The following is a 22,872-nucleotide window of genomic DNA, read 5'->3' on the forward strand; positions in this document are numbered from 1 at the left end:
CCACCTCTACTTCACACGTTTAAGGACGTTTTTCTCGAAATCTTTCTCACGCAGCCCTGTTTGGAAATCCAACAGGCTCGTCGTCAGTAAGGTACTTTTACCGGTTTGGTGGTTGACCATTGCCATGGTATGAGCGCGCCAATACTTATCTAGATACTGTTTGTAGTCATCGAACTTGAGTGTTTTGAGCAACGTGCCTTTTCGGTCATAAAACTCGACCTGAAGTGGGCGATAATGCTCGGTGTCTAACCAGACCAGTTGCTTGGTGTAGCCGGAATTTTTATCCGTTGGCGTTTGCTCTAATAGATAAGTCGTGACGCCATTAAGGTCTTTATTTCCTAAGTGGTTAAAGGTGTATTTTTCGAGCTCAAACGAGCTAAGATCTTCGTAGGCGAATTCACTGCCCATAAACGGGCCAGATTTATTGCGCGATGAGATACGTTTAACGCGTTTTAGCGCTGGCAGATAGAGCCATTGGTCATCCGCTTCAACGCTGTGCGAGTGATTAAGAAAAGCGGTTCCTTTCACATCGCGCGGCTGATCAAAAATGGTCAGTCCCTTATTGCCATCATTAGCGACCTCAAACGACTTCAAACGCATTTCTCGGGTGCTGCTTTCACCTTGCGCATTTTTTAAGATCATCTGCATGGTCGCAACTGAATCACCCCACCCTTCATCACGTGCTTTACGTTCTTTGGCGATCTCTAACCCTTTCTCTGGAGATGCAATACTTTGGTTACTAAGAGCGAATAAAATCGTTAGCGCGATAGTTTTGATTATTGAGCTGTTTTGTACTTTCATCGTGACATCCTTTTAACTTTGTAATTGCGTCGTTGCTGGGGTAGCCATTGCTGGATTAGTTGTTGCATTAGAGGTCTGCGCCTCATCTTGGCTATATCTCGCGGTATCAAATTTCATCAGCAGCGCTGGTAGGAAAACGAAGTCAACCACTAAAGCAATAAAGATGACGATCGCACTGAGCTGGCCCATATCGGCGTTAAGTCTAAAGCTCGACATCGCCAACACCGAGAAACCCGAAACTAGCACAACAGTGGTAATCCACAATGCACGACCTACGGTATGGAAAGCGTAACGAACCGCTTGTTCTGCGTTTTGCCCTTGCTTACGTGCTCGCTGGTATTTGGAGAGGAAATGCACCGAATCATCCACCACAATCCCCAGCGTGAGAGTCACTACCACTGACAGACCAAGGTTGATTTCACTGGAGAATAGTGCCCACAGACCAAAGCCGATAATCGCCGGAGCCATGTTCGGTACGACACTGATGATGCCGAGCCTTAGTGAGCGTAGCGAGAAGATCATCAATGCAGAAATTAAGATCAAGGTGATTGGTAGAGTCGCCAACATACTTGCCATGTTAGTTTCGCCAATATGAGCAAACATTAAGGTTGGACTCGACGCGATGACTTGGTACTGAGGTGCATGCTGGTTAAACCAAGCATAGATACGATTCTCAAGATCGACCATCTCGACGCTGCCAAGGTTAGCCACCGTAGCCACCATCTTGATCGAAGACTTATCGACATTGATTTGGTTATTCAGATCAAGTCCGTAAGGTAGAGACATTTCATACAGCAGCAGGTATTGCGCGGCTAACTCTCGATCCAATGGCAAGGTGTAGTAGCTGTTCTCATCGCCATGCATGTTTTTGTTCAAACGCTTATACACGTCCGATAACGTCGCCACATGGTCAGTTTCTGGTTGCTGACGCAGCCATTTGGAAAAATCGCCAATTGTCTGCAAATAGGTAGGATCCGCGATACCTTGAGACTCATCGCTTTTGACCACGATATTGATATTGCTCATGCCACTGATGCGCTCTTCCATAAAATCAGCCGCTCGGCGAAACTCGCTGCGAGAGTCAAAATACTTGACTGATTCATCATTGATTTTATTCAGCGGCAACAAGCTAGCAGAGACAGCGATCACTACCGCAGAGACAGGCAGCAACACTTTTCTGTTTCGTACTACCCAGTCGCCTAGCTTGTCCATAACATCACTTGGTTCTGGGTTGTGTGCGTCAACCGCTTTGACTTTAATCGGCAAGATTCTAAGCATCGCTGGCAGCATAGATAATGAAAGTAGGCAGGCGATCATCACACCAAGGGCAGCCAGATTACCGAAATCTCGCAATACCGGAGAGTCGGACATATTCATCATCAAAAAGCCAATCGCCGTCGTAATCGAGGTAATGACGATAGGCATGAAGTTAACGCTGACACTTTGATCAATCGCGTAGCGTTTACTGTGGCCAAGCTTCATATTCTGGCGCATGGTCGCGATGACATGGACACAGTCGGCAACAGCCAGTGTCATCACCAAGGTTGGGATGTTGACTGTTGCGGTGCTAAGAAACATCCCAGCCCAGCCTGAGAGTCCCATGGTCGCCGCTACAGAGCCGATAATAACGATAAGTGTCGCCACTACACTGAGCACGGAGCGCAACATCAAGGTTAAGAACAGTAAGATGACCAGTAACATAGTCGGAACCAAAGTCGAGCTATCATCTTGTGCGGCAACCATAAACGCATGGTTCATCGCAATGATCCCGGCTTTATGGAAATCTACATCAGGGTACTCAGCTTGATATTGCGCGATCATTTGATTTACCGCCGCAACCACTTCGAGTACTTCAGCGGTTTCATCAACCTCAGGCAGTTGCACGGTAATGTTCACGACTGACACATCACCTTTTCCTGAAATCATCGAATGCTTGATCACTGGCTCAGAAAGCGCGATCTGCTTCACTTTGGCGATGCGTTCAGGTGTAAGACTATATTCGTCGAGCAACAGATCTTCGACAATCAGATCGTCTTCAGTCGCTTCGGTATGTTGATAGTTGGCTAACGAATCAACACGGCTAGAGTATGGGACTTGCCAAGCGTCTTGAGTTAGGCGCTGAATGAGGGTTAAGGTTTCTGGCTCAAAGACGTTGCCACTTTTAGGCGCAATAACAATGGCGAGGTTATCTGACTTAGCAAAGGTGGTTTGAATCTCATCAAACGCTCTTAACTGGGCATTTTCGCCATCAAAGAAAATATTGTAGTCGCCTCTAAAATAGAGGTTTTTGCCGCCAATGGTGGCCGCAACAACCATCAGCATAGTTAGAAGTAACACCCACCAACTTAAACGAGTGGGCATTGTTAGCCAATTAGAGGGCTGTTTTGAGGTTATTTGTCTGGTATTCATCACACTCTCCGTTTGTGACGTTTCGTCAAAATTCATTACTTAAAAACCAGCAAGTGCTGGTATTTAAGTAACAAAACTTAAATGAAAGACCGAACCAAAGTTCGAGTGTCATTTATTGACGATTCGTCACAAACGTTGCTTTAAAAAGCCCAATAGGGCTTTTTAGTCAGAGTGTTTAGCGGCCGACAGACTGTAGATATTCGACCTCTTGAGCAAACAATTCTTGCTCTACTCTTTGCCAAGTCTTGCGGTAATCCCACTCGGTGGAGAGTGGTTTCCAGCTAAGACCATCAAGCAACATATTCGCATTATGTAAAACAGAAAATGGGTCTTGAAGACGGTGAATACAATGACTATTAGAAGCATTCTGCGTTAAAGCGTTAGAGCCGAAAGCAATCGACCAGTTAGCAAATACTATCGCATCTGAGCCTATTCCTGGTGAATACTTTAAGTCACCTTGCTCCACTGCAAAATTGACCAGTTGATCTGCGCTGCTAATCACTTGTTCTTCTAATTCATTGAGTTCTTTTACTCGCTCTGGGGAGGCTTTTTCGAGTACCCATGGGCTCTTTGCCATGATGGCACAGGTTGAAAGCACTGGCTCCATACGCGCATAGATTCGATAACCTACGTGCATCGCCACGATTTTCTCACGAGTGCTACCTTCAAATTCGGCAGCTCTAGCGAACAATATCGCTTCACTTTTTAGTGAGTGAATACACAAAGCGAGGATCACATCTTCTTTGCTACAAAAATGATTATAGATAGTCCCTTTCGAGTAGGCACTCGCCGCGGTCAACTTATCCATGGACAAGTTACTCCAGCCCTGCTCTTGCACTAATGATTTAGCTAACAGGGTAAGTTCTACTTCTCTATCTGCGATCGCCTGCTGCTTTTTGGATTTACCAAAACCGCACCCAGAGCGCTCACTCTTATCACTTTTTTTACAGCCAAAGCCAAACATGATCAATTAATCCGTATCAGTCCATTACTCCTTAACATGCTAATTGTAACACGAATAACGACAGCGTGATAAATCACTTTTATGACGCATCGTCATTTTTGACACTTCGTCATAATAGCGCACATATTGATCAATTCAAGTGAATTTATAAAAAACATTTATGACAGCTATAGATTCTCACTAATGCTACTATTTGTGCATGAACGCTTTTAAAAGGAATGCAAAATGAAACATAAGGTCGACTTGTTTGCGATGTTACTGATGGTTTCATTCACTACCCACGCAAGCAACTGGCGTGGTGAGTTGTTAGCCGAAGGGCTGAATGTGCCATGGGGCTTAAGTTACGTTGGCGACAACCGCGTGATGGTCAGTGAAAAAGATGGCACGGTTGGCTTACTGAATCTCACCAATAACAAATACACAACCATCGGAACACACCCTAATGTCCGCGCTTCTGGGCAAGGAGGACTGCTGGATGTCGCCCAATCCCCTTTCGATCATCAACAGGTCTATTTCACATACTCCAAACAAGTAGGTAAAGCCATTGAAACGACTTTGAGCATGGCCAAATTCCAAAATAGCCAATTGTCAGATTGGCAAGATGTGCTCACCACTTACTCTGGCTCAGACAGCGGGCGCCATTTTGGTAGCCGAATTACCTTCGATAATCAATCACTCTATTTTAGCGTCGGAGATCGCGGAGAGCGCACTAATGGACAGAACTTAGCAACCCATGCAGGAACGATTTTACGCGTCACTCCAGAAGGCCAGCCGGTCGCCGACAACCCATTTGCTTCCAATAGTAGTGCTAAAGCTGAGATATGGAGTTATGGCCACCGTAATCCTCAAGGGCTATTTTTTGATAAAACAACAAATCAACTTTGGTCGATTGAACACGGTCCAAGAGGCGGTGATGAAATCAACTTAATTGAGAAAGGCGCAAACTACGGCTGGCCGATAACATCACATGGTAAGGAGTACTGGGGACCAATAAAGATTGGTGAAGCGCAAGAAAAAGAAGGCATAAACTCACCAAAGAAGGTGTATGTTCCCTCTATTGCTCCTGGATCGTTGATTCTTTATCGAGGAGATAAGCACCCTCAACTAGATGGAAAGCTGCTCGCGGGTGCTTTGAAGCTCACGCATATCAATATTGTTACCTTGCAAGGCAGTCAAGTGATATCCGAGCAACGGATCTTAGAGCATCTTGGTGAGCGAATCAGAGATATAGAAGCTCTGCCAAATGGTCAGATTATATTCAGTACCGACAGCGGCAAGATCTATCGCTTAACGAGTAGACAATAATCGATACGCATCATTCACTACTGGCGCTAAATTGAAGTATCAGTACTCTCTAGTTTGCTGCCCGACCATGTCGCTTGATTACGCCCATTCTGCTTACCCGCATAGAGGGCTTTGTCAGCGACATTAAACATCGACTCTTGCAACTCTCGATGAGTAATAAAGTACTCGTTAATATCCTGCAACGTGGCCACAGATCCGCCCAATGTGATCGTCAGTGTGCCATAGGGCTGATTGCCTTCATGAGTGACGTTTAAGCCTTCAATCTCTTTTCTTAAGTGCTCGGTAAAGTTGATCAACTGATTCATTTCAGCTCGAGCGCAAAGAAGAACAAACTCTTCGCCACCATAACGGAAGGCCAAATCATTGTCTCTTGCGAGTTCATTGATTTTGGACCCAATCAACGACAGAGCATTATCCCCTTCCGTATGACCGTAGATGTCGTTGAACGCCTTAAAATTATCGACATCACAAACAACCAAGCCAACATATTGGCCCTTGGAAAGATGGTGTTTTAAAAATGGAATCGCGGTGCGTGAATATTTGTAACGTGAGCCGAGTCCCGTCAGAGGATCGGTATCCGACCGCGTACGAAGAATATTTAGCTGATGATCCAATTTCTTCAGTAATCCTTGGTAAGCACGCGCCAACTGGCCAATTTCGTCACTTCTATCCAGTTCACTCAGTCTATTGAGGTTCTCACTAGTGTTGTCGGAGCGCATGTGGCTAGCTAATGACTTGAGTGGAGAGACTATCCAATGAGAGACCCAACCAATCAATACCAGAGAAATAGCCAGTGCAACTATCGCCTCGGCAATGATCTCTTCAACCAGCGAATGTTGTAAGGCGGTAAGCTCGCTTGCATCAAATACCGCCCATACCTCACCACCATTTTTATTTCTCAGTGGCAATACAACGTTCAAGGTACAAAGCTCTTCATCCAAGTAATAGCTTTCATTGTTCACTGGCGATTTTTGCCAAGGAATATAGATGTTCTCCGACACAAAAATGCTTTCTGCAACCGCTTCATATTCGCGCTTGACCCTATTTTTAATGAACTTAAGCTTTTTATGTCGAACCGCATTTGCAGGATCTGTTGCCTCAATCTGCGCTTTTAAGTCCGAGAGCTTTCTCTCTAGCTTGTGCAGTTCCTCTTGGCTAACATCCGCTCGCCACAAGTACTCTAAGCGCTTAAAGTAACTGATGTGCATGGTCTGCGCGGAATAGTCGGACGTGCCCGTAATATCAAGAAACTCTAAGTCATCAATCGATGCAAACAAGTCTTTGGTCGCGGGCATGGTCAAATTGGCATAATTGATACCAGCAACAGAAGTGGAAATAAACGAAATATGCGGCGCAAGCGTGAGCTTAGCTAAACTGGCAGAGTACTCTACGTGCCTGTTCCACTCGCTCTGATAGCGAGTATAGCTAAAACCCGATATGAGAATCAGTACTAAAAGAAGATGCGATAAGACCAACATTTGGTTGATCGATAGCTTTTTCACTAACCTTTTAGGTAACTTTCGGAACGTCAAGAAAGCATCACTCACTGTACATATCTAGAACAGGCTCAGTGCATGTTCCATTGATACAGATATCTTTATAAGTAGTATGGCAACTTTGACAAAAGCTTGGCTGTAAAGTCGGGTGCTGATGACTAATATCCTCTCCTTGGCGATTATAGCTACCATATACGGCTTCTCCGCCGATATGCTCAGTTACCCACACAATACCTTGTGCTTCTGACACTGCTACAGCGGTCGGCCCATCACTGTATGGGCCATGCGTTTGGTATTCCGCTAATTTGTTCGGGTTAACTCTAATCGTTAACGGCGAACCCTGACCGTCATTAATCCAACTGTAAGCCCTTACGGACTCTTGAATAAATAGTGATGTATCAGGTGGTAAAACCGCATCTGCAGGTAAATTGGCTGACTCTTTTACTACTGGCCAATCGAGAAAGTTTTTTGGAAAAGAAGCAATCGATTCGGCTTTTACGGGTAGGACAATCAAAGCAGTGACGAATAAACACATTGCCAGTAATCCTTTGGGTCTACTCATACACATTTACCTCACTGATTTGTGTCATTCCAATTATATATTTCGGTCATTTTATTTGATTTAAAAATAAAATCACTAAAAAGTATGAACAAAAATCAGTCTAGATAGGCATAAACGAGAGAACACTCATTAAGAATTAGACATTAAGCACTAATTCAAATGAAGAAAAATGCCAGAAACGAAAAAACCCCAACATTTCTGCTGGGGTTTTAAATTTGGAGCGACACACGAGGTTCGAACTCGTGACCTCAACCTTGGCAAGGTTGCGCTCTACCAACTGAGCTAGTGTCGCATATTGTTTGCTAATTCAATTAGCGTTAGATGGTGCCCCGGGCCGGACTTGAACCGGCACAGCGCGAACGCCGAGGGATTTTAAATCCCTTGTGTCTACCAATTCCACCACCAGGGCACACAAATCTAAATTTGCGATGCCTTTACTGAATAAAGTAAAACACCATCTTGATATCGAACTAAATTTCGCTATCCAAAATTTCTGGAGCGACACACGAGGTTCGAACTCGTGACCTCAACCTTGGCAAGGTTGCGCTCTACCAACTGAGCTAGTGTCGCAAATGGAGGCGCGTCCCGGAGTCGAACCGAGGTCCACGGATTTGCAATCCGCTGCATAGCCACTCTGCCAACACGCCTTACAACACCAATCCGAACCGCTTTTTTTGCTGCATTCCTCTTGGGTACGGAATGCATTCTACGGATTCGAACTAATGAGTCAACACTATTTTTTTGTTTTTTGAATCGTTTGTCTATTTAACGTCCAAAATCGCCCAAATAGATGAGTTTTCTGGCAAATATCAGTTTAAAACTACTGACTTAAGTGAACTATTTGATTATTAAGACCAAAAAAAAGCGGACTGTCGTCCGCATTTTTTAATGATGTTCTTCGTCGAGCAAATCGTCTTTGGCAGCCATTAAATATTGCGCCATAGACCAGTAAGTCAAAATTGTTGCTATATAGAGAGCGGCATAACCAACCCAGATCATCCAGTCATCATAACGCCAGATTAATACCCAAAGCGCAAACATTTGGCTGACTGTCTTAACCTTACCTACCCAAGAAACGGCGACACTGGCACGTTTACCTATCTCAGCCATCCATTCTCTTAAAGCCGAAATAATAATTTCACGGGCTATCATCGTCACGGCAGGAATAGTGATCCAAATGCTGTGGTAGTGCTCAGTAATCAAAATCAGCGCTGTAGCTACTAAGACTTTATCTGCCACTGGGTCAATAAATGCCCCAAAACGGGAGGTTTGGCCTAACTTACGAGCCAACATGCCATCAAGCCAATCAGTAAAACCTGCTACCCAGAACACCATTGCTGCGGCAAAAGGAGACCAGCTATAAGGAAGATAAAAAACAACGACAAAGACTGGTATCAAGAATAGTCGCAACAAAGACAGTATATTGGGGATATTTAAACGCATATTTTATTAAGGCTCTTTTTGTTTGCGTATTGCTCTATTTGGTACTTCAAACAGGGCCCTTATGGTGCGGGATTTTTGTTATTGTTTCAATGCTTGATAGATGTTTTCTGCTAAAGAAAAACTAATACCCGGCACTTTGGCGATTTCTTCTACACTTGCTCGCTTCAACTCTTGTAAGCCTCCCATGTATTTTAGAAGTGCTTGCCTGCGCTTTGGCCCGACCCCTTCAATCCCTTCTAAGGCGCTGGTTCTTCTCGCTTTTCCTCGCTTTGCCCTATGCCCTGCTATCGCATGGTTATGGCTTTCATCACGAATATGCTGCATGAGGTGAAGCGCTGGCGCGTCACTTGGCAAATTAAATTCGTCGCCTTCGACGGTAATCAAAGTTTCCAAACCCGGTTTACGTGTGACACCTTTAGCAATACCGATCAAATGTGGGCGTTTTGGCCAATCTCCCCAATATTGGGAGATTATTTCATGCGCTCGGTTAAGTTGCCCTTTACCACCATCGATAAAAACAATATCGGGTATTTTTTCCACTTCGAGCTGCTTAGAATAACGGCGCTCTAATGCTTGCCCCATAGCCGCGTAATCATCACCACCCGTAATTCCCGAGATATTGTATCGACGATATTCCTGCTTGACCGGTCCTTCTTGGTTAAACACGACGCACGATGCAATGGTACTCTCCCCCATGGTATGGGAAATATCGAAACACTCCATACGGGTAATGCTTTCCATATCCAACAGCTCTCTCAGCTCTTTGAAACGCTGAGAAATCGTCATCTTATGATTGATTTTGGTTGTGATCGCCGTAAGAGCATTGGTATTGGATAGTTTGAGGTATCGACCGCGAGTTCCGGTTGGATTGACATGAAACTGTACGCGACGTCCTGCAACCTCAGACAAGACTTCTTCCAGCGATTTGGTTTCATCCACCAGCCCACTATTTAGAATGATTCTAGTCGGAACCGTACGCGCCTCATTGTGACTGAGGTAATACTGACTTAAGAAGGAGTAAAACACTTCTTGCGCAGTGGTATTGTTCGGGATCTTAGGAAAATGACTACGACTACCAAGCACTTTACCTTGGCGAATCATCAAGATATGGATACAAGCAATACCGTTTTCTTGGGCAAAGCCTAATACGTCCATGTCGTCCATTGAGTCTTCAGAGACAAACTGCTGCTCCTGAACTCGACGAATGGCCTGGATTTGGTCGCGAAACTTAGCGGCTTGTTCAAAACGCAGCGACTGGCTCGCCTGCTCCATTTTCTCAACTAAGGAGCTCAATACTTGTTGATCTTTACCTTGCAAGAAAAGTCGAACCAAATCGACTAGCTCTGCATACTCTTGGTCGGAAATTACGCTACTGACACAAGGTGCAGCGCAACGACCAATTTGGTACATCAAACATGGACGCGTTCGGTTGCTGTAGACCGTGTCTTCACACTGTCTGACGGGAAAGATTTTTTGCAGTAGATGAAGCGTTTCTCTTACCGCACCTGAGTCAGGGTAAGGGCCAAAATACTCACCTTTGCGCTTTTTTGCCCCGCGATGCATAGAAAGTCTTGGATGCTTGTGTCCACTGACAAAGATATAGGGATAGGACTTATCGTCACGCAGCAATACGTTGTATTTCGGTAAATACTGCTTGATGTAGTTGTGCTCTAGAATCAGTGCTTCCGTCTCGGTATGAGTGACCGTGACATCAATCTTATCGATATTACTGACTAACGCACGCGTTTTCTCGCTATCCACTTTAACGCGAAAATAGCTAGACAGGCGCTTTTTGAGATCTTTTGCTTTACCGACATAAATAACGACAGCCTCGGCGTTATACATACGATAAACGCCGGGCTGGTTAGTCACGGTTTTTAAAAAAGAAGCCGAATCAAATTGGCTCATACCAACTCCGTCAATTGGCTGAATAGAGTTGCAATGATAATGATGCCTTATAAGGTTTCGGTATCAATCATGCCATGGCGAATAGCCAAGTGAGTCAATTCTACATCACCACTAATATCCAGTTTATTGAATAATCGGTAACGGTAACTGTTCACTGTTTTCGGGCTAAGATTTAGCTGCTCTGAAATATCAGTAACTTTCTGGCCCTTGGTAATCATCATCATGATTTGCAATTCACGCTCAGACAAATCAGCGAACGGGTTTTCCGATGCCGGAGAAATTTGACTTAATGCCATTTGCTGTGCGATTTCAGGCGAAATATAGCGTTGTCCACTATTCACCATGCGAATTGCGTTGACCATTTCATCTGGACCAGCGCCTTTTGTTAGGTAGCCTGCGGCACCTGCTTGCATCACTTTCGTTGGAAACGGATTTTCCGTATGAACAGTTAAAACGATGATTTTCACATCAGGATTAAAACGCAGGATCTTCTTGGTTGCTTCAAGACCACCAATACCCGGCATATTCATATCCATTAAAATGACGTCAGCATGATTGCTACGACACCATTTTACTGCTTCTTCACCGCTTTCAGCTTCCCCTGCTACGTTCATTCCACGGACGTCTTCAATAATACGTCGTATCCCTGTGCGAACCAGCTCGTGATCATCTACAAGGAAAACATTTATCAAACTTGTATCTCCACACTTTTACATTCGCTTTTCACCCACAATTTGCAGGTTATGCTATAGATGTTTAGTTTAACCTAAAACACAAAATTTACTTAGTCTGAATATGTGCTGAAATGGAAAGATTAGCAAGTACTTATTTTCATATCTGCCGCTCCTGTAGCAATTAACCTATTAATCAATGAGTTATAAGTAGTTTACTGGTGCTTAATCAACCACCGTCTATAAAATTCAGTATGCCGAGGGGTTCTATTTATGTGGCTTCGCATGTGGTAATCTATCGCTGCGGGTCAGGCTCCGCATCACCTCACTTATCGTCAGTATCATGGTTATTCAAAACGGTTTTTTACTCACTCGCCAAGCTCGCGACATCAATGGTCAGACTCAAATTGATCTTTGGCTATCGACCCCTAATGGGCCAGCGCAGCTGCTTATTCATGGTGAAAAGCCCATCTTTTTTGTTCACCAAACAGACTTAAAAACGGTAGAAAGCTTGGCTAAGCAGCATTCGATTACCGCCCAGTTGAAACCGTTACCACTTAAAAGCTTCGCATTAGAGCCTCTTGCGGCCTGCTACTGTCAGTTAAGTAAACAGTCTCAGCAATTAAGTCAATTACTCACACAGCAAGATATTACCGTGCTTGAGGATGACATTCGCCTTGCCGACCGCTATTTGATGGAGCGTTTTATCAAAGGCAGTGTTGAATTTACCGGTAATGAGCAAAGTAGAACCCATTTTACGCGCTATAACGATGTGAAATGCCGCCAAGGTGACTATACGCCAAGCCTGAAAGTCGTCTCGCTGGATATTGAATGTTCCGAGAAAGGCATCCTTTACTCTATTGGCTTAGACAGCCCTATGGATAGCCGAGTGATTATGATTGGTTCACCGCAAGAATCTGAAACACCGATTGAATGGGTAACCGACGAAAAAGCCTTGCTGCTGGCGATGGTCCAGTGGTTCCAACAGTTTGACCCTGATGTCATCATCGGTTGGAATGTGATCGACTTCGACTTTAGATTGCTCCACAAACGAGCCGACTGGAACAAGGTCAAGCTGACGATTGGACGCGATCTGCAAAATAGCTATTTCCGAACTTCTAATACGACCCAACAAGCGTTTATCTCGATCCCCGGCCGTGTAGTGATGGACGGTATTGATACCCTGAAAACCGCAACTTATCACTTCCGTAGTTGGTCGTTGGAGTCGGTATCGCAAGAGCTCCTTGGTGAAGGCAAACAGATCCACAACGTTCATGACCGCATGGACGAGATTAATCAGATGTTTCGCTCAGATAAACCTTCATTAGCCAACTACAACTTGCAAGACTGTGTCCTAGTCAACAAGATATTCGCCCATACTCACCTGTTAGAGTTTGCCATTGAGCGGGTTAAATTGACCGGTGTTGAGTTGGATCGAATTGGCGGCTCGGTCGCGGCCTTCACTAACTTGTACCTTCCTCAGATCCATCGCGCTGGCTATGTGGCCCCTAACCTGCACCCAGAGAATTGGATTGCCAGTCCAGGTGGTTACGTTATGGACTCGATCCCCAATCTCTATGATTCGGTATTAGTACTCGATTTCAAGAGCCTTTATCCATCGATAATCCGTAGCTTTTTGATTGATCCAATGGGGTTAATTGAAGGGTTGCAACTCGATATAGGTAAAGAGGATAACGAAGCCGTTCCCGGTTTTCGTGGTGGCCAGTTCCACCGTTCGCGCCATTTCCTACCAGAAATGATCGAACATCTTTGGGCTGCTCGTGATGTGGCGAAAAAGAACAATGAGAAGGTATTTTCTCAAGCGATTAAGATCATCATGAACTCTTTTTATGGCGTGTTAGGTTCGTCTGGTTGTCGCTTCTTCGATACACGCCTTGCCTCGAGTATTACTATGCGCGGCCATGAAATCATGAAGCAGACCAAACTGCTGATTGAGGAAAAAGGCTATCAAGTGATTTACGGCGATACCGACTCAACCTTTGTCTCGTTAAATGGCGAGTACTCGCAGCTACAAGCGGATAAAATAGGCCATGAACTGGTTGCCTACATTAATGCGTGGTGGACTCAGCATCTTAGTGAAGAATTTAACCTCAACTCGATACTTGAGCTGGAATACGAAACCCACTACCGCAAGTTCTTGATGCCGACCATCCGCGGCCAAGAGACGGGGTCGAAAAAGCGCTATGCCGGACTAATTGGTGAAGGCGACAACGAACGCATTATCTTTAAAGGTTTAGAAAGTGCCCGCACCGATTGGACGCCGCTAGCGCAGGAATTCCAACAGTCACTCTACTCTATGGTCTTTAAAGGGCAAAACCCTAGCGACTATGTACGTACCTTTGTCGAGCAAACCAAAGCTGGCGAGCATGATGGTAAGCTCATCTATCAAAAACGACTGCGTCGCAAGTTACATGAATATCAGAAAAATGTGCCGCCCCAAGTGCGCGCTGCGCGTATGGCCGATGAAATAAACGCCCAGCTCGGTAGGCCGCTGCAATATCAGAACAAGGGCCGTATTGAATATGTGATTACCCTAGGTGGGCCTGAGCCGAAAGAATATCAGCAAAACTCGATTGATTATCAACACTACATTGATAAACAACTTAAACCAGTTGCTGAGGCGATTTTGCCGTTTATCGGCATCGACTTTACGTCACTGAGTGAGCCTCAGCTTGGATTATTTTGATGCGTAGTCAATAAAGCGACTTAAAGGTAACGATTTAGCGAAAAGCCAACCTTGGACCGAAATATCCGAATCGTCAGGAATATACGCAAGCTGTTCAGTAGTTTCTACACCTTCAACAACCACTTTCAACTCCAATTGTTTAGCAATAGAAATGATACTGCTAAACACCTTTCTACCCTTAGGCGAGTCGATGGCTAACACAAATGAACGGTCGACTTTTAGGTAATCTAACTCAAACTTATTAAGATAACTGAGCGATGAATAACCAGTTCCAAAGTCGTCAATATGGATCTTAGAACCGAGTTGATGCAAGCGATTAAAAGCAATGGCCAGCGCCTGTTCATCTTCGAGTAACGACTCTTCTGTAATTTCAATATGGATGTATTGAGCGTACGGCTGAATAATTTTTTCAAGCTGAGCAATGTATTCAGGGTCAACGAGTGTTTGCGGCGTAATATTAACACTGACCGAAACGAATACGCCCGCTTCGTGCATCTGCTTGATATCTTTGATCACCTGTCGAAATACCCAAATATCGACATCTTTCATTAGTCCAGCCTGCTCTAACCAAGGGATAAATGAGTTGGGATATTGTAGTTTTCCATGTTTATCAACTGAGCGAATCAAGGCTTCACAGCCGACCGTTTTTGCGCCATTTGCTGATACTTGCGGTTGATACTCAATACAAAAGTCGCGTGAGCTTAACTGTTCGAGTTCATGCTCAACTAAAAACGTACTTTTCTCTTGCTCAATCGCCTGAGCGATTGGGTCATCGGTCAGAGTTCTCGCCTCTTCTTTACGCCGAGCATAAGACGTATCAAAAACTGGCAGTGTAATTTTCTTTTGACTCTTACTTTGATTGAGCGCTTTCACTGATGGCAGATAAATCGCAATACCAATAACGATATTAAGTAACTGAAGCCCAACCGCTGCCCAGTCCCCTTGAGTCGCCATCCATGCATTTATAAATATAGGGCTATTAAACGGTACAGAAACGGATGGCGTTGTCACTAAGCCACTCGACACAGCGAGCATACTGACGACAACATTAACCACTGGGGCTAAAAGAAATGGCCAGAACAACCTTGGATTGAAAATGATCGGCAAGCCAAACAGTAGAATCTCATTGATATTGAGCACCCCTATTGGAATGCTTGCTAGGGCGATCAGTTTTAGACTACGCTGTTTGGAAAAAACCAGCAGTGCGATAACCAGAGATAAGGTAGCCCCACTGCCCCCAATAAAGACAAATGACCCCATGAAAGATAGATTCATCGGATAATGCGCGTCACCACCAGCGAGTACGGTTGAATAATTAAGGTTACTCGCCTCTTGCAAAAACTCTACTAATGGTAGTAATGCGTAATAACCATGAATCCCCATAAACCACAGCACAGAATTCAGTGTGGCAAACAACACCCCAAACAGAGTCGGCTCATTGGCATAATCGGTCGCAAATACCGAAAGTAAAGCGACATCTGATAGGCTCATAACAAAGGTATAGTTTACCCCTAACACCAACAAAGCTGTAATGAATGCAGGCCCCACCATATTGAGTGATTCTTTAACAATTTGACCAGCAGACTCGCTTTCTGTCAGCTTAAGTGAATCAAAACGCAGCAAATACGCTAAGAATGGCACAGCATAAAGTGGTGTGACGATAGCCAAAATTATGTGGAACGTTAGCAATTGACTATTTTCGGGTAATATACCTTCAATAATAGCGAGGAAAGATATCATCAACAACGCTATAGGTGGACGCGGCAAGCGCCATTGCATTGCGAGAATATAAGATATGGTGGCTGTCATTAAAAACGGGAAAAACTGAGCAATCGCATCGTGTAAGCTATAAAGATGGTTAATCCACGAATCGCGACTACCCAATATAAACTCACCGATACTCGCGAAAAAAAGCGCGAACGAAGATAGCATCAGACATGGAATCAGCCACACCATTCCCTCTCGAACGGCTTGCAGCGAAGGAGTAATAAGCCGACGAGCGATAGAACGCTTAGAAACACCGTTAACCTGTCTGTCATCAGTTACTTCGTGCATGCTAACCTCTAGATACGTATACCTATAAAAATTAGCACAATTAATAAGATAGTGGGAAGTTTCTCAATAAACTGTTAACCAATTCTAAATTCTGTTTTTTTGTATTGCTTGACCAACCAATCGCCAAAGCTATCTAGAATGCCTACAACTGAGCGCTTGGCGATTACACGGCCTGACAGCAATATCCCTAAGCGTTCAATTTCTAGCTGTTTCTCTGGGTAGTAAATTAAAAATTGTTTGCCGCACTCTGTCGGATCATCAAACCACTGTTTATCTTTGTACATCACCAGTGAATAACTTGCTCGCAGCAGCTTTTTAGCAATGATCTTTTGCGCCTTCACTTGGTCTTCATCTTTGTCGGTTCTTGCGATGCGGTTACGGTAGACCGCGATCCAATCCTCGACATCCATATTCCAATGTTTGGCAATCTCCCAGCTCGGTTCATAATCACCAAAACATTCCGAGAGATCTTCCCCGTGAATACACACAGAACAATGACGAAGTAAGAATCCCCATGAAAGGATACCTTCAAGGCTAGCGACATCATCCACCAGCGCTGTCTTAAATGACACTTCAGTAACGAATGGATAGGCTTTTTGAAAACGCCATTTGATCGAATTAAATAGCGTGGTGCGCATATCACCAAAGCTGCGGTGTGTCACAACAATAACGTCAATGTTGGAGTGACCTGGTCTAGCCGTCTTACGCGCAACACTGCCATACAAATAGAGGCTATGCAGATTTTCGCCTAAGCCATTTTTCAGATAGCTCACGAGATCATCAATTGCGGGTTGGTAATTGGGCTGAAAGGCTTGGTTAGGATCAATCGTGGTAAGATGCATCTGATTATGAACAAAAGAATGAACGGACTGTCTCTTATGTTCGCCTACAGCGATAGATGAATCAAGATATTCCTTCCTTAATTAGCTCGGTATATAATGCCGCTACTACCTAACACACGAAGGAAAATGTTCATGCCAAAGGCAAGTGAGCTTAAAAAAGGTTTTGCTATCGAATCTAATGGTAAAACACTACTAATCAAAGACATCGAAGTAACCACTCCTGGTGGTCGTGGCGGCGCTAAAATTTACAAACTACGCTGTACTGACCTAAACACAGGTGCTCGCGTTGATGAACGCTACAAATCTGACGATGTGCTTGAAACTGTAGATATGTTCAAGCGCGCATCTTCTTTCTCTTACGTTGATGGCGACGAGTACATCTTCATGGATAACGAAGATTACACTCAATACACATTCAAGAAAGACGAGATTGAAGAAGAACTTCAGTTCATCACTGAAGAAATCAAAGGTCTTCACATTATTCTTGTTAACGGCAGCGCAGTTGGTATTGAACTACCAGCAACTGTTGAGCTAGTGATTGAAGAGACAGACCCATCAATCAAAGGGGCTTCAGCTTCAGCACGTACTAAACCTGCTCGTTTCTCAACAGGTCTAACAGTACAAGTACCTGAGTACATTGCAAATGGCGACCGCATCGTGATCAACACGACTGAACGTAAGTACATGAGCCGCGCATAATGATGGCTGAGCTTATCTCTTACGACGACGCGATTGATACCGCTTACGATATCTTTCTAGAAATGGCTCCTGATAACCTTGAGCCTGCAGACGTGATTTTGTTCACTGCGCAGTTCGACGAGCGCGGTGCGGCTGAGCTAGTGGAAACTGGTGATGACTGGGCTGGACACGTTGGCTTTGATGTAGATAAAGAAATCTATGCCGAAGTGCGTGTTGGTCTCGTGAACGAAGAAAATGACGTACTTGATGATGTATTTGCGAGACTACTGATCAGTCGTGACCCAGAGCATAAGTTCTGTCACGCATTGTGGAAACGCGATTAATTCGTTATCAAACGCCAAATACTAAAACACCCTAGCCTAAGCTGGGGTGTTTTTTATCAGGGTATCACCGAGTTCATCACTTATGTGCTAGCAAGCGACATAGCAACTTACCAACATCGGAAACCAGACCTAATCATCGATCTTTATGTTTTCGACACGGGCTTTTAGTTTTTGCCCAGGACGGAAGGTCACTACGCGACGTGCACTGATTGGAATGTCTTCACCTGTCTTCGGGTTTCGACCTGGTCGTTCATTCTTATCACGCAGATCAAAATTCCCAAAACCAGACAGTTTTACCTGTTCGCCACTTTCAAGTGCCTTACGAATTTCTTCGAAAAACGCCTCAACCGTTTCCTTGGCATCCCGTTTACTGTATCCAAGCTTCTCAAACAGGTTCTCAGCCAAATCGGCCTTTGTGAGCGCCATAAAACTTTCCTCAAAGCTGTGTTAAACATTGCCACCAATAGGCGGCTCCTAAACATTTCGCCAAGCCAATCAACAACATATCAGCTTTACTTTGGAAAGTGTATGCCAAGCTTATGATTTTCGCCAACTTTTTTATTAAAAGAGCAGAGTTTAACTACTTAAAACAACAACATAGATGCTATTTATAACAGTATTATCTAAGATTTCTGAATGAATCCCCCTTAAATATCAGAATATTAGTTCATTAGTAACACTTAACTCAGTAGTAAAAACTAAATCGATTAACTTTTACGATTAAGCTGTTGATGTTGAAAGAGAAACAAAATACCCCTATTAGGTATGTGACATTTTTAAGTTAGAGGCAAAATGGCTTGCGATATAATTGCATGTCGAATTGAGTCTCAAATTGCTTCTCTGCCGGTTTATCCGTTCAAATTTGCACCCAACGGCAAGGATCGTCAATTTCCTTACTCTAGATTACTCACCTTTATCTGCTTAAATTCATTCACTTACCCTCTGCTAATCGTAAGTGGCATTGAATATGCTTTTCAACAAGGCAAGAAGTAATACGGCAAAGTTTCGACACTGCCAGACGTTAAGGAGTACATTATGGAAGTTCAACGTCATACATACTACCGACTCATTCACCATGGAATTAAAAGTCTACTCGTCGACCGAATTGGCCACTTTACCGAGTTGGAATATCATGAATATTTAAATGGCATGACAGGTAAATCCAGTTGTTTTGCCATGAGTGATGATGAACTCAGATTTGCTGTTGATAGCCTGCGTAGTGAAGGATATTTGGAAGACTTAAAGCAGGTTATATAATGCCCAGTTTCTTGAGTTTTGTCAGGGTTATGTGAAGCGCTTTGTCAACGAAGCATATTTCGTTAGACTGAGCACTATTTCGTCTTATGAAGATTAACTCCATGAAACAACTGCTTGATTTCATTCCGCTGATTATCTTTTTTGCCCTTTACAAACTGCAAGATATCTATGTCGCAACCGGTGCCCTGATCATTGCGTCTGCGATTCAAATCGCCATCATCTATGTCATCTACAGAAAAGTCGAAAAGATGCAACTTATCACGTTTCTAATAGTCGCTATTTTTGGTGGTATGACAATCTTCCTGCACGATGACAACTTCATTAAATGGAAAGTCACTATTGTCTACGCTCTATTCGCATTTGGCCTCGCGACAAGCGACCTTATGGGTAAGTCAGCAATAAAAGGCATGCTGGGTAAAGAGCTCACGCTACCAGCTAATGTCTGGACCAAGATAACATGGGCTTGGGTCGCATTCTTTTCACTGTGTGCGGGTCTCAATGTTTACGTTGCCTTCCAACTGCCCCTTGATGTCTGGGTTGACTTCAAAGTGTTTGGTTTGTTAGCTGCTACGTTCGGTTTCACTCTATTGACGGGTATTTACATCTACAAGTACTTACCTAAAGATGATAACAAGGCAAACCCTAGCGAATAACGTATCTGTTTTGCTACAATGCGCTTTTTCCAGCGACCTCTTTGGTCGCTGTTTTGTTTGTACCGGATGTCACAATGAGCCACGCTATGAATACACCTAAAGGCCAACTTCTCCTAAGAACTCTTGCAATGCCCGCTGATACTAACGCTAATGGCGATATCTTCGGCGGATGGATCATGTCACAACTCGACTTAGCTGGTGGTATTCTGGCGAAAGAGATCTCGTCCGGCCGTATTGTCACAGTTTCTGTATCAAGCATCACCTTTAAAAAGCCAGTGCGCGTTGGTGATGTTGTTTGCTGCTATGGCGAATGTATTCGCATCGGTCGCACATCAATGAGTATTGATTTAGAAGTTTGGGTTAAGCCAGTAAAAGAACATGGCTTAGAAGACCGATTTATGGTCTGTGATGCCACTTTCAATTACGTTGCGATTGACTCCGACGGCAAACCTCGCCCAATTAAGTAAGCATTGGCTGAAGTCTAAATATCTCTATTTCAAGGCTTTAAATTAGCTTGAATTCAGGTAGAGTAATTGGACTCTGTTACATTCTTCATATAAGGACATCTGAACATGTGGTATGTCATCTTTTCACAAGACGTTAAAAACTCATTAGAAAAGCGCCTAAGCGTTCGACCTGCACACCTAGAGCGTCTCCAAGCGCTGCAAAATGAAGGTCGACTGTTAACCGCGGGACCAATGCCTGCTATCGACTCAGAGAATCCAGGAGACGCTGGCTTTAGTGGCTCTACCGTGATTGCCGAGTTTGATTCTCTTAAGCAAGCGCAAGCTTGGGCTGATGCCGATCCATATATTGAAGCGGGTGTTTACGAAAAAGTCATCGTTAAACCATTTAAGAAAGTATTTTAATCACTATGATACGAGTCAAAACGCTTATTTTGCTGACGCTCACTGCTATTGTGGCAGGCTGTTCATCTGCGACAGCAGAAAAGCAAAGGCACCTTGAAATGCTCGCTGACAGTCGAGCGAATCTGCTGGCATCAGAACTGCCTTTAGAGCATGGGCCGCTTTCCATCATGAGAGCAAGCGCCAAGGGGACAACCATTGAAATCATGATGGTGTACAACCAAGATGCTCCAGGTGCGAAGCCAACCGCGCAAGTTTTAAAGCAAAGCATTCACACTTATTGCACTAACCCAGCGACAAAGAACAATCTTGATGTTGGGTTGAGCTATCGAATTAAGATTAGAAATAGCCGCGGCCAACTTATGGCGGATGAACTGGTCACGCACGAGCGCTGCACCAATTCAGCAAACTAATCGTTGTATCTTTTTGATATTCAAAGCCTCGCTATGCGAGGTTTTTTATTATGCCCAATCCTAACAATGACTTGCTCAACCCTACAAGTCGGCATATGCTAAAATCATCATCCATATCCAAGACGTTGACTATAATTGCAAGTCTCCGCCTGTGGGTGAACCATGACTCTCAAATGGGTAAACGGAAAAATCCTCGGAGCTATAACTATGAAAAAAATTCTTACTGCAGTGGCTATTACAACAGCATTCGCATCTTCAGTTGCTGTTGCTTCAACGCCGGTTATGTTTTCTTCTATCAATAATTTCAACGCACCTGATAACTCGGCAGTAGGCGGTGTTCGCCTCGCAGCCTTACACGGTAAAGTGAATACGTTAAAAGGTGTCGATTTTGCGATTGTGGGCATGTCAGAATCAGACGTGACAACAGGTGTTAACTTCGGTCTTTTCCTTGGTGCATCAAAAATCAATCAAGAAATGACTGGTGCATCACTCGGCTTATTAAACTGGAACGAAGGCCAAACAACGGGTATTAACCTAGGTGCTGTTAACGTCACCAATAATGTAAAAGGCGCAAACGTCAGCTTTGTGAACTATTCAGAAGGTAACACTATGGTTGATGTTGGTGCGGTTAACCTTTCAAGTGAATCAACCGTTCAAGTTGGCTTCTTCAACAAGACAACTAAGATTGAAGGCGTGCAGGTGGGTATTATCAACTGTGCTGACAACGGCTTCCTTCCATGCTTCCCTATCGTAAACTTTGCTAAGTAACACTTAGTTAAAGTCACGATACTAAGGCCTCGCTAAGCGGGGCTTTTTAATAACTACTCCTTCATCCCATTGGTATTCGCTTTTCTGAATCTAGAAAGGATCTATGAATTTTTTATTTCAGCGGCTTTGATACTTAAATTACCAAGAAAGTCATTGAATCAACCACCTACCTAACCTAGCAAATTAGTATCCTCGCCAATAATTCCTGTTCTGACCATTTTCTGACTATTTTTTAACCAAGATCAATTGACGTAGGTCACATAGACTTCTAACTTTTCATATTAGTGTCATAGCCAAGGAGGTCCCCCAAATGAAACGTGCTAGCAATTCATACCGTCTGCAGTTAATCAAAGAAGTCGCCACTCGTCAGCAGCGGCTTAAAGGTGGCGATCCTATGGCAAGTCATATCCAACACCTACTGGATGATAAAGGACACGATGACTCTAAAAATGAGTTGAACCACCGCTTTTCCGGCAGTCACTTTGATGAACACGCAGGTGGTTGGGTCAGTGATCACTGGGGCCCTAAATAAGCTAACGCGGATCGACAATGATGGAGAGAGAGTCGCTATCGAGCCTAGTCAATATCTCTCTCTGTTCTACTTCAGACAGCTGATACCAACGGTACCTTTCTTGCCGCGTTCTACCGCAGCCAATACAAAGGCCATTGCTGTCAGCTTGGCATAACCCCACACAGGGGTTAACAGGTTGACATCTCACATCCATATAAC

23 protein-coding genes and 4 tRNA genes are annotated in these 22,872 nt (G+C 44.1%); 11 read left to right on the forward strand and 16 right to left on the reverse strand.

Annotated features, from left to right (window positions below; genetic code table 11):
- Window positions 1–6 precede the first annotated feature (6 nt).
- The 3 genes from ACU01J_RS16720 to ACU01J_RS16730 all read right to left on the reverse strand — a co-directional run bounded on the left by ACU01J_RS16720 (window position 7) and on the right by ACU01J_RS16730 (window position 4,174).
- On the reverse strand, window positions 7–801 hold the full coding sequence (locus tag ACU01J_RS16720) for an outer membrane lipoprotein-sorting protein (protein ID WP_481086738.1): 795 nt from the start codon (window positions 799–801) through the stop codon (window positions 7–9).
- Window positions 802–813: 12 nt separating this feature from the next.
- A complete protein-coding gene (locus ACU01J_RS16725; RefSeq protein WP_481086739.1) occupies window positions 814–3,210 on the reverse strand; it encodes an efflux RND transporter permease subunit in 2,397 nt (798 codons plus the stop codon).
- Window positions 3,211–3,385: 175 nt separating this feature from the next.
- Entirely contained in the window at window positions 3,386–4,174 is a 789-nt protein-coding gene (locus ACU01J_RS16730; RefSeq protein ID WP_481086740.1) for a TetR/AcrR family transcriptional regulator, read from the reverse strand.
- A gap of 225 nt (window positions 4,175–4,399) precedes the next feature.
- Between ACU01J_RS16730 and ACU01J_RS16735 the strand changes: the two genes are divergently transcribed.
- Window positions 4,400–5,479 carry a PQQ-dependent sugar dehydrogenase gene (locus ACU01J_RS16735; RefSeq protein WP_481086741.1) on the forward strand — a complete coding sequence of 360 codons (1,080 nt, stop codon included), beginning with the start codon at window positions 4,400–4,402 and terminating at the stop codon, window positions 5,477–5,479.
- 26 nt (window positions 5,480–5,505) lie between these two features.
- Here ACU01J_RS16735 and ACU01J_RS16740 read toward each other — a convergent pair whose 3' ends face one another.
- The 9 genes from ACU01J_RS16740 to uvrY form a co-directional block, all read right to left on the reverse strand.
- Window positions 5,506–6,957, reverse strand: coding sequence for a sensor domain-containing diguanylate cyclase (locus ACU01J_RS16740; protein ID WP_481086786.1), 1,452 nt, complete (start codon window positions 6,955–6,957; stop codon window positions 5,506–5,508).
- A gap of 61 nt (window positions 6,958–7,018) precedes the next feature.
- Window positions 7,019–7,510: a hypothetical protein gene (locus tag ACU01J_RS16745; RefSeq protein WP_481086787.1), complete on the reverse strand. Its 492-nt coding sequence runs from the start codon at window positions 7,508–7,510 to the stop codon at window positions 7,019–7,021.
- Window positions 7,511–7,753: 243 nt separating this feature from the next.
- Window positions 7,754–7,829, reverse strand: a tRNA-Gly gene (locus tag ACU01J_RS16750).
- 30 nt (window positions 7,830–7,859) lie between these two features.
- Window positions 7,860–7,946 (reverse strand) — tRNA-Leu (locus tag ACU01J_RS16755).
- An 85-nt stretch (window positions 7,947–8,031) separates the two neighbouring features.
- A tRNA-Gly gene (locus ACU01J_RS16760) sits at window positions 8,032–8,107 on the reverse strand.
- Window positions 8,108–8,110: 3 nt separating this feature from the next.
- Window positions 8,111–8,184: transfer RNA gene (locus ACU01J_RS16765), tRNA-Cys, on the reverse strand.
- 238 nt (window positions 8,185–8,422) lie between these two features.
- Window positions 8,423–8,980, reverse strand: coding sequence for a CDP-diacylglycerol--glycerol-3-phosphate 3-phosphatidyltransferase (pgsA, locus tag ACU01J_RS16770; RefSeq protein ID WP_134834339.1), 558 nt, complete (start codon window positions 8,978–8,980; stop codon window positions 8,423–8,425).
- 78 nt (window positions 8,981–9,058) lie between these two features.
- A complete protein-coding gene (uvrC, locus tag ACU01J_RS16775; protein ID WP_481086742.1) occupies window positions 9,059–10,888 on the reverse strand; it encodes an excinuclease ABC subunit UvrC in 1,830 nt (609 codons plus the stop codon).
- Between the two features lie 47 nt (window positions 10,889–10,935).
- Window positions 10,936–11,580 carry a UvrY/SirA/GacA family response regulator transcription factor gene (gene uvrY / locus ACU01J_RS16780; protein WP_053438641.1) on the reverse strand — a complete coding sequence of 215 codons (645 nt, stop codon included), beginning with the start codon at window positions 11,578–11,580 and terminating at the stop codon, window positions 10,936–10,938.
- A gap of 322 nt (window positions 11,581–11,902) precedes the next feature.
- Between uvrY and ACU01J_RS16785 the strand changes: the two genes are divergently transcribed.
- The gene (locus tag ACU01J_RS16785) at window positions 11,903–14,266 is read left to right on the forward strand and encodes a DNA polymerase II (RefSeq protein WP_481086743.1); all 2,364 of its coding nucleotides are present in this window, start codon (window positions 11,903–11,905) and stop codon (window positions 14,264–14,266) included.
- Here the strand turns inward: ACU01J_RS16785 and ACU01J_RS16790 are convergent.
- Window positions 14,258–16,222, reverse strand: a complete 1,965-nt coding sequence (locus ACU01J_RS16790) for a PTS sugar transporter subunit IIC/EAL domain-containing protein (RefSeq protein ID WP_481086788.1) — start codon at window positions 16,220–16,222, stop codon at window positions 14,258–14,260. The genes ACU01J_RS16785 and ACU01J_RS16790 overlap by 9 nt on opposite strands.
- Before the next feature lie 173 nt (window positions 16,223–16,395).
- Window positions 16,396–17,163, reverse strand: a complete 768-nt coding sequence (locus ACU01J_RS16795) for a nucleotidyltransferase domain-containing protein (RefSeq protein ID WP_481086744.1) — start codon at window positions 17,161–17,163, stop codon at window positions 16,396–16,398.
- Window positions 17,164–17,295: 132 nt separating this feature from the next.
- Here ACU01J_RS16795 and yeiP point away from each other — a divergent pair, with 132 nt between their 5' ends.
- Both yeiP and ACU01J_RS16805 read left to right on the forward strand, forming a co-directional pair.
- Window positions 17,296–17,862 (forward strand): elongation factor P-like protein YeiP, encoded by a 567-nt coding sequence (gene yeiP / locus ACU01J_RS16800; RefSeq protein ID WP_481086745.1) that lies wholly within the window; start codon window positions 17,296–17,298, stop codon window positions 17,860–17,862.
- Window positions 17,863–17,864: 2 nt separating this feature from the next.
- Window positions 17,865–18,185 carry an HI1450 family dsDNA-mimic protein gene (locus ACU01J_RS16805; RefSeq protein ID WP_053438636.1) on the forward strand — a complete coding sequence of 107 codons (321 nt, stop codon included), beginning with the start codon at window positions 17,865–17,867 and terminating at the stop codon, window positions 18,183–18,185.
- Window positions 18,186–18,314: 129 nt separating this feature from the next.
- Here the strand turns inward: ACU01J_RS16805 and ihfA are convergent, their stop codons facing one another.
- Window positions 18,315–18,611 carry an integration host factor subunit alpha gene (gene ihfA / locus ACU01J_RS16810; RefSeq protein ID WP_004413569.1) on the reverse strand — a complete coding sequence of 99 codons (297 nt, stop codon included), beginning with the start codon at window positions 18,609–18,611 and terminating at the stop codon, window positions 18,315–18,317.
- 609 nt (window positions 18,612–19,220) lie between these two features.
- Between ihfA and ACU01J_RS16815 the strand changes: the two genes are divergently transcribed.
- The 7 genes from ACU01J_RS16815 (at window position 19,221) to ACU01J_RS16845 (ending at window position 22,674) form a co-directional block, all read left to right on the forward strand.
- Window positions 19,221–19,442, forward strand: a complete 222-nt coding sequence (locus tag ACU01J_RS16815; protein ID WP_481086746.1) for a hypothetical protein — start codon at window positions 19,221–19,223, stop codon at window positions 19,440–19,442.
- A 101-nt stretch (window positions 19,443–19,543) separates the two neighbouring features.
- Complete coding sequence (locus ACU01J_RS16820; RefSeq protein WP_481086747.1) at window positions 19,544–20,095, forward strand: septation protein A; 552 nt, start codon at window positions 19,544–19,546, stop codon at window positions 20,093–20,095.
- Window positions 20,096–20,181: 86 nt separating this feature from the next.
- Complete coding sequence (gene yciA / locus ACU01J_RS16825) at window positions 20,182–20,562, forward strand: acyl-CoA thioester hydrolase YciA (RefSeq protein ID WP_481086748.1); 381 nt, start codon at window positions 20,182–20,184, stop codon at window positions 20,560–20,562.
- Between the two features lie 105 nt (window positions 20,563–20,667).
- Entirely contained in the window at window positions 20,668–20,964 is a 297-nt protein-coding gene (locus ACU01J_RS16830; protein WP_481086749.1) for a YciI family protein, read from the forward strand.
- 5 nt (window positions 20,965–20,969) lie between these two features.
- Window positions 20,970–21,374, forward strand: coding sequence for a GspS/AspS pilotin family protein (locus ACU01J_RS16835; protein WP_481086750.1), 405 nt, complete (start codon window positions 20,970–20,972; stop codon window positions 21,372–21,374).
- Window positions 21,375–21,581: 207 nt separating this feature from the next.
- The gene (locus tag ACU01J_RS16840; RefSeq protein ID WP_481086751.1) at window positions 21,582–22,142 is read left to right on the forward strand and encodes a VC2662 family protein; all 561 of its coding nucleotides are present in this window, start codon (window positions 21,582–21,584) and stop codon (window positions 22,140–22,142) included.
- Between the two features lie 310 nt (window positions 22,143–22,452).
- Window positions 22,453–22,674, forward strand: a complete 222-nt coding sequence (locus ACU01J_RS16845) for a hypothetical protein (RefSeq protein ID WP_481086752.1) — start codon at window positions 22,453–22,455, stop codon at window positions 22,672–22,674.
- 1 nt (window position 22,675) lies between these two features.
- Here ACU01J_RS16845 and ACU01J_RS16850 read toward each other — a convergent pair whose 3' ends face one another.
- Entirely contained in the window at window positions 22,676–22,867 is a 192-nt protein-coding gene (locus ACU01J_RS16850; protein ID WP_481086753.1) for a DUF1289 domain-containing protein, read from the reverse strand.
- Between the last annotated feature and the right edge of the window lie 5 nt (window positions 22,868–22,872).

This window comes from Vibrio sp. 2433-A1 (assembly GCF_056726085.1).

What these genes read in the sequence shown, in the direction of transcription:
- uvrC (WP_481086742.1), bottom strand. Translation starts at nt 10,888, where the DNA reads ATGAGCCAATTTGATTCGGCTTCTTTTTTAAAAACCGTGACTAACCAG.
- ACU01J_RS16815 (WP_481086746.1), top strand. Translation starts at nt 19,221, where the DNA reads ATGGAAGTTCAACGTCATACATACTACCGACTCATTCACCATGGAATT.
- ACU01J_RS16720 (WP_481086738.1), bottom strand. Translation starts at nt 801, where the DNA reads ATGAAAGTACAAAACAGCTCAATAATCAAAACTATCGCGCTAACGATT.
- ACU01J_RS16795 (WP_481086744.1), bottom strand. Translation starts at nt 17,163, where the DNA reads ATGCATCTTACCACGATTGATCCTAACCAAGCCTTTCAGCCCAATTAC.
- ACU01J_RS16730 (WP_481086740.1), bottom strand. Translation starts at nt 4,174, where the DNA reads ATGTTTGGCTTTGGCTGTAAAAAAAGTGATAAGAGTGAGCGCTCTGGG.
- ACU01J_RS16735 (WP_481086741.1), top strand. Translation starts at nt 4,400, where the DNA reads ATGAAACATAAGGTCGACTTGTTTGCGATGTTACTGATGGTTTCATTC.
- ACU01J_RS16785 (WP_481086743.1), top strand. Translation starts at nt 11,903, where the DNA reads ATGGTTATTCAAAACGGTTTTTTACTCACTCGCCAAGCTCGCGACATC.
- ACU01J_RS16725 (WP_481086739.1), bottom strand. Translation starts at nt 3,210, where the DNA reads ATGAATACCAGACAAATAACCTCAAAACAGCCCTCTAATTGGCTAACA.
- pgsA (WP_134834339.1), bottom strand. Translation starts at nt 8,980, where the DNA reads ATGCGTTTAAATATCCCCAATATACTGTCTTTGTTGCGACTATTCTTG.
- ihfA (WP_004413569.1), bottom strand. Translation starts at nt 18,611, where the DNA reads ATGGCGCTCACAAAGGCCGATTTGGCTGAGAACCTGTTTGAGAAGCTT.
- ACU01J_RS16840 (WP_481086751.1), top strand. Translation starts at nt 21,582, where the DNA reads ATGAAAAAAATTCTTACTGCAGTGGCTATTACAACAGCATTCGCATCT.
- ACU01J_RS16850 (WP_481086753.1), bottom strand. Translation starts at nt 22,867, where the DNA reads ATGGATGTGAGATGTCAACCTGTTAACCCCTGTGTGGGGTTATGCCAA.
- ACU01J_RS16845 (WP_481086752.1), top strand. Translation starts at nt 22,453, where the DNA reads ATGAAACGTGCTAGCAATTCATACCGTCTGCAGTTAATCAAAGAAGTC.
- ACU01J_RS16820 (WP_481086747.1), top strand. Translation starts at nt 19,544, where the DNA reads ATGAAACAACTGCTTGATTTCATTCCGCTGATTATCTTTTTTGCCCTT.
- ACU01J_RS16835 (WP_481086750.1), top strand. Translation starts at nt 20,970, where the DNA reads ATGATACGAGTCAAAACGCTTATTTTGCTGACGCTCACTGCTATTGTG.
- yciA (WP_481086748.1), top strand. Translation starts at nt 20,182, where the DNA reads ATGAATACACCTAAAGGCCAACTTCTCCTAAGAACTCTTGCAATGCCC.
- ACU01J_RS16745 (WP_481086787.1), bottom strand. Translation starts at nt 7,510, where the DNA reads ATGTGTTTATTCGTCACTGCTTTGATTGTCCTACCCGTAAAAGCCGAA.
- ACU01J_RS16740 (WP_481086786.1), bottom strand. Translation starts at nt 6,957, where the DNA reads ATGTTGGTCTTATCGCATCTTCTTTTAGTACTGATTCTCATATCGGGT.
- yeiP (WP_481086745.1), top strand. Translation starts at nt 17,296, where the DNA reads ATGCCAAAGGCAAGTGAGCTTAAAAAAGGTTTTGCTATCGAATCTAAT.
- ACU01J_RS16830 (WP_481086749.1), top strand. Translation starts at nt 20,668, where the DNA reads ATGTGGTATGTCATCTTTTCACAAGACGTTAAAAACTCATTAGAAAAG.
- ACU01J_RS16790 (WP_481086788.1), bottom strand. Translation starts at nt 16,222, where the DNA reads ATGGTGTGGCTGATTCCATGTCTGATGCTATCTTCGTTCGCGCTTTTT.
- ACU01J_RS16805 (WP_053438636.1), top strand. Translation starts at nt 17,865, where the DNA reads ATGGCTGAGCTTATCTCTTACGACGACGCGATTGATACCGCTTACGAT.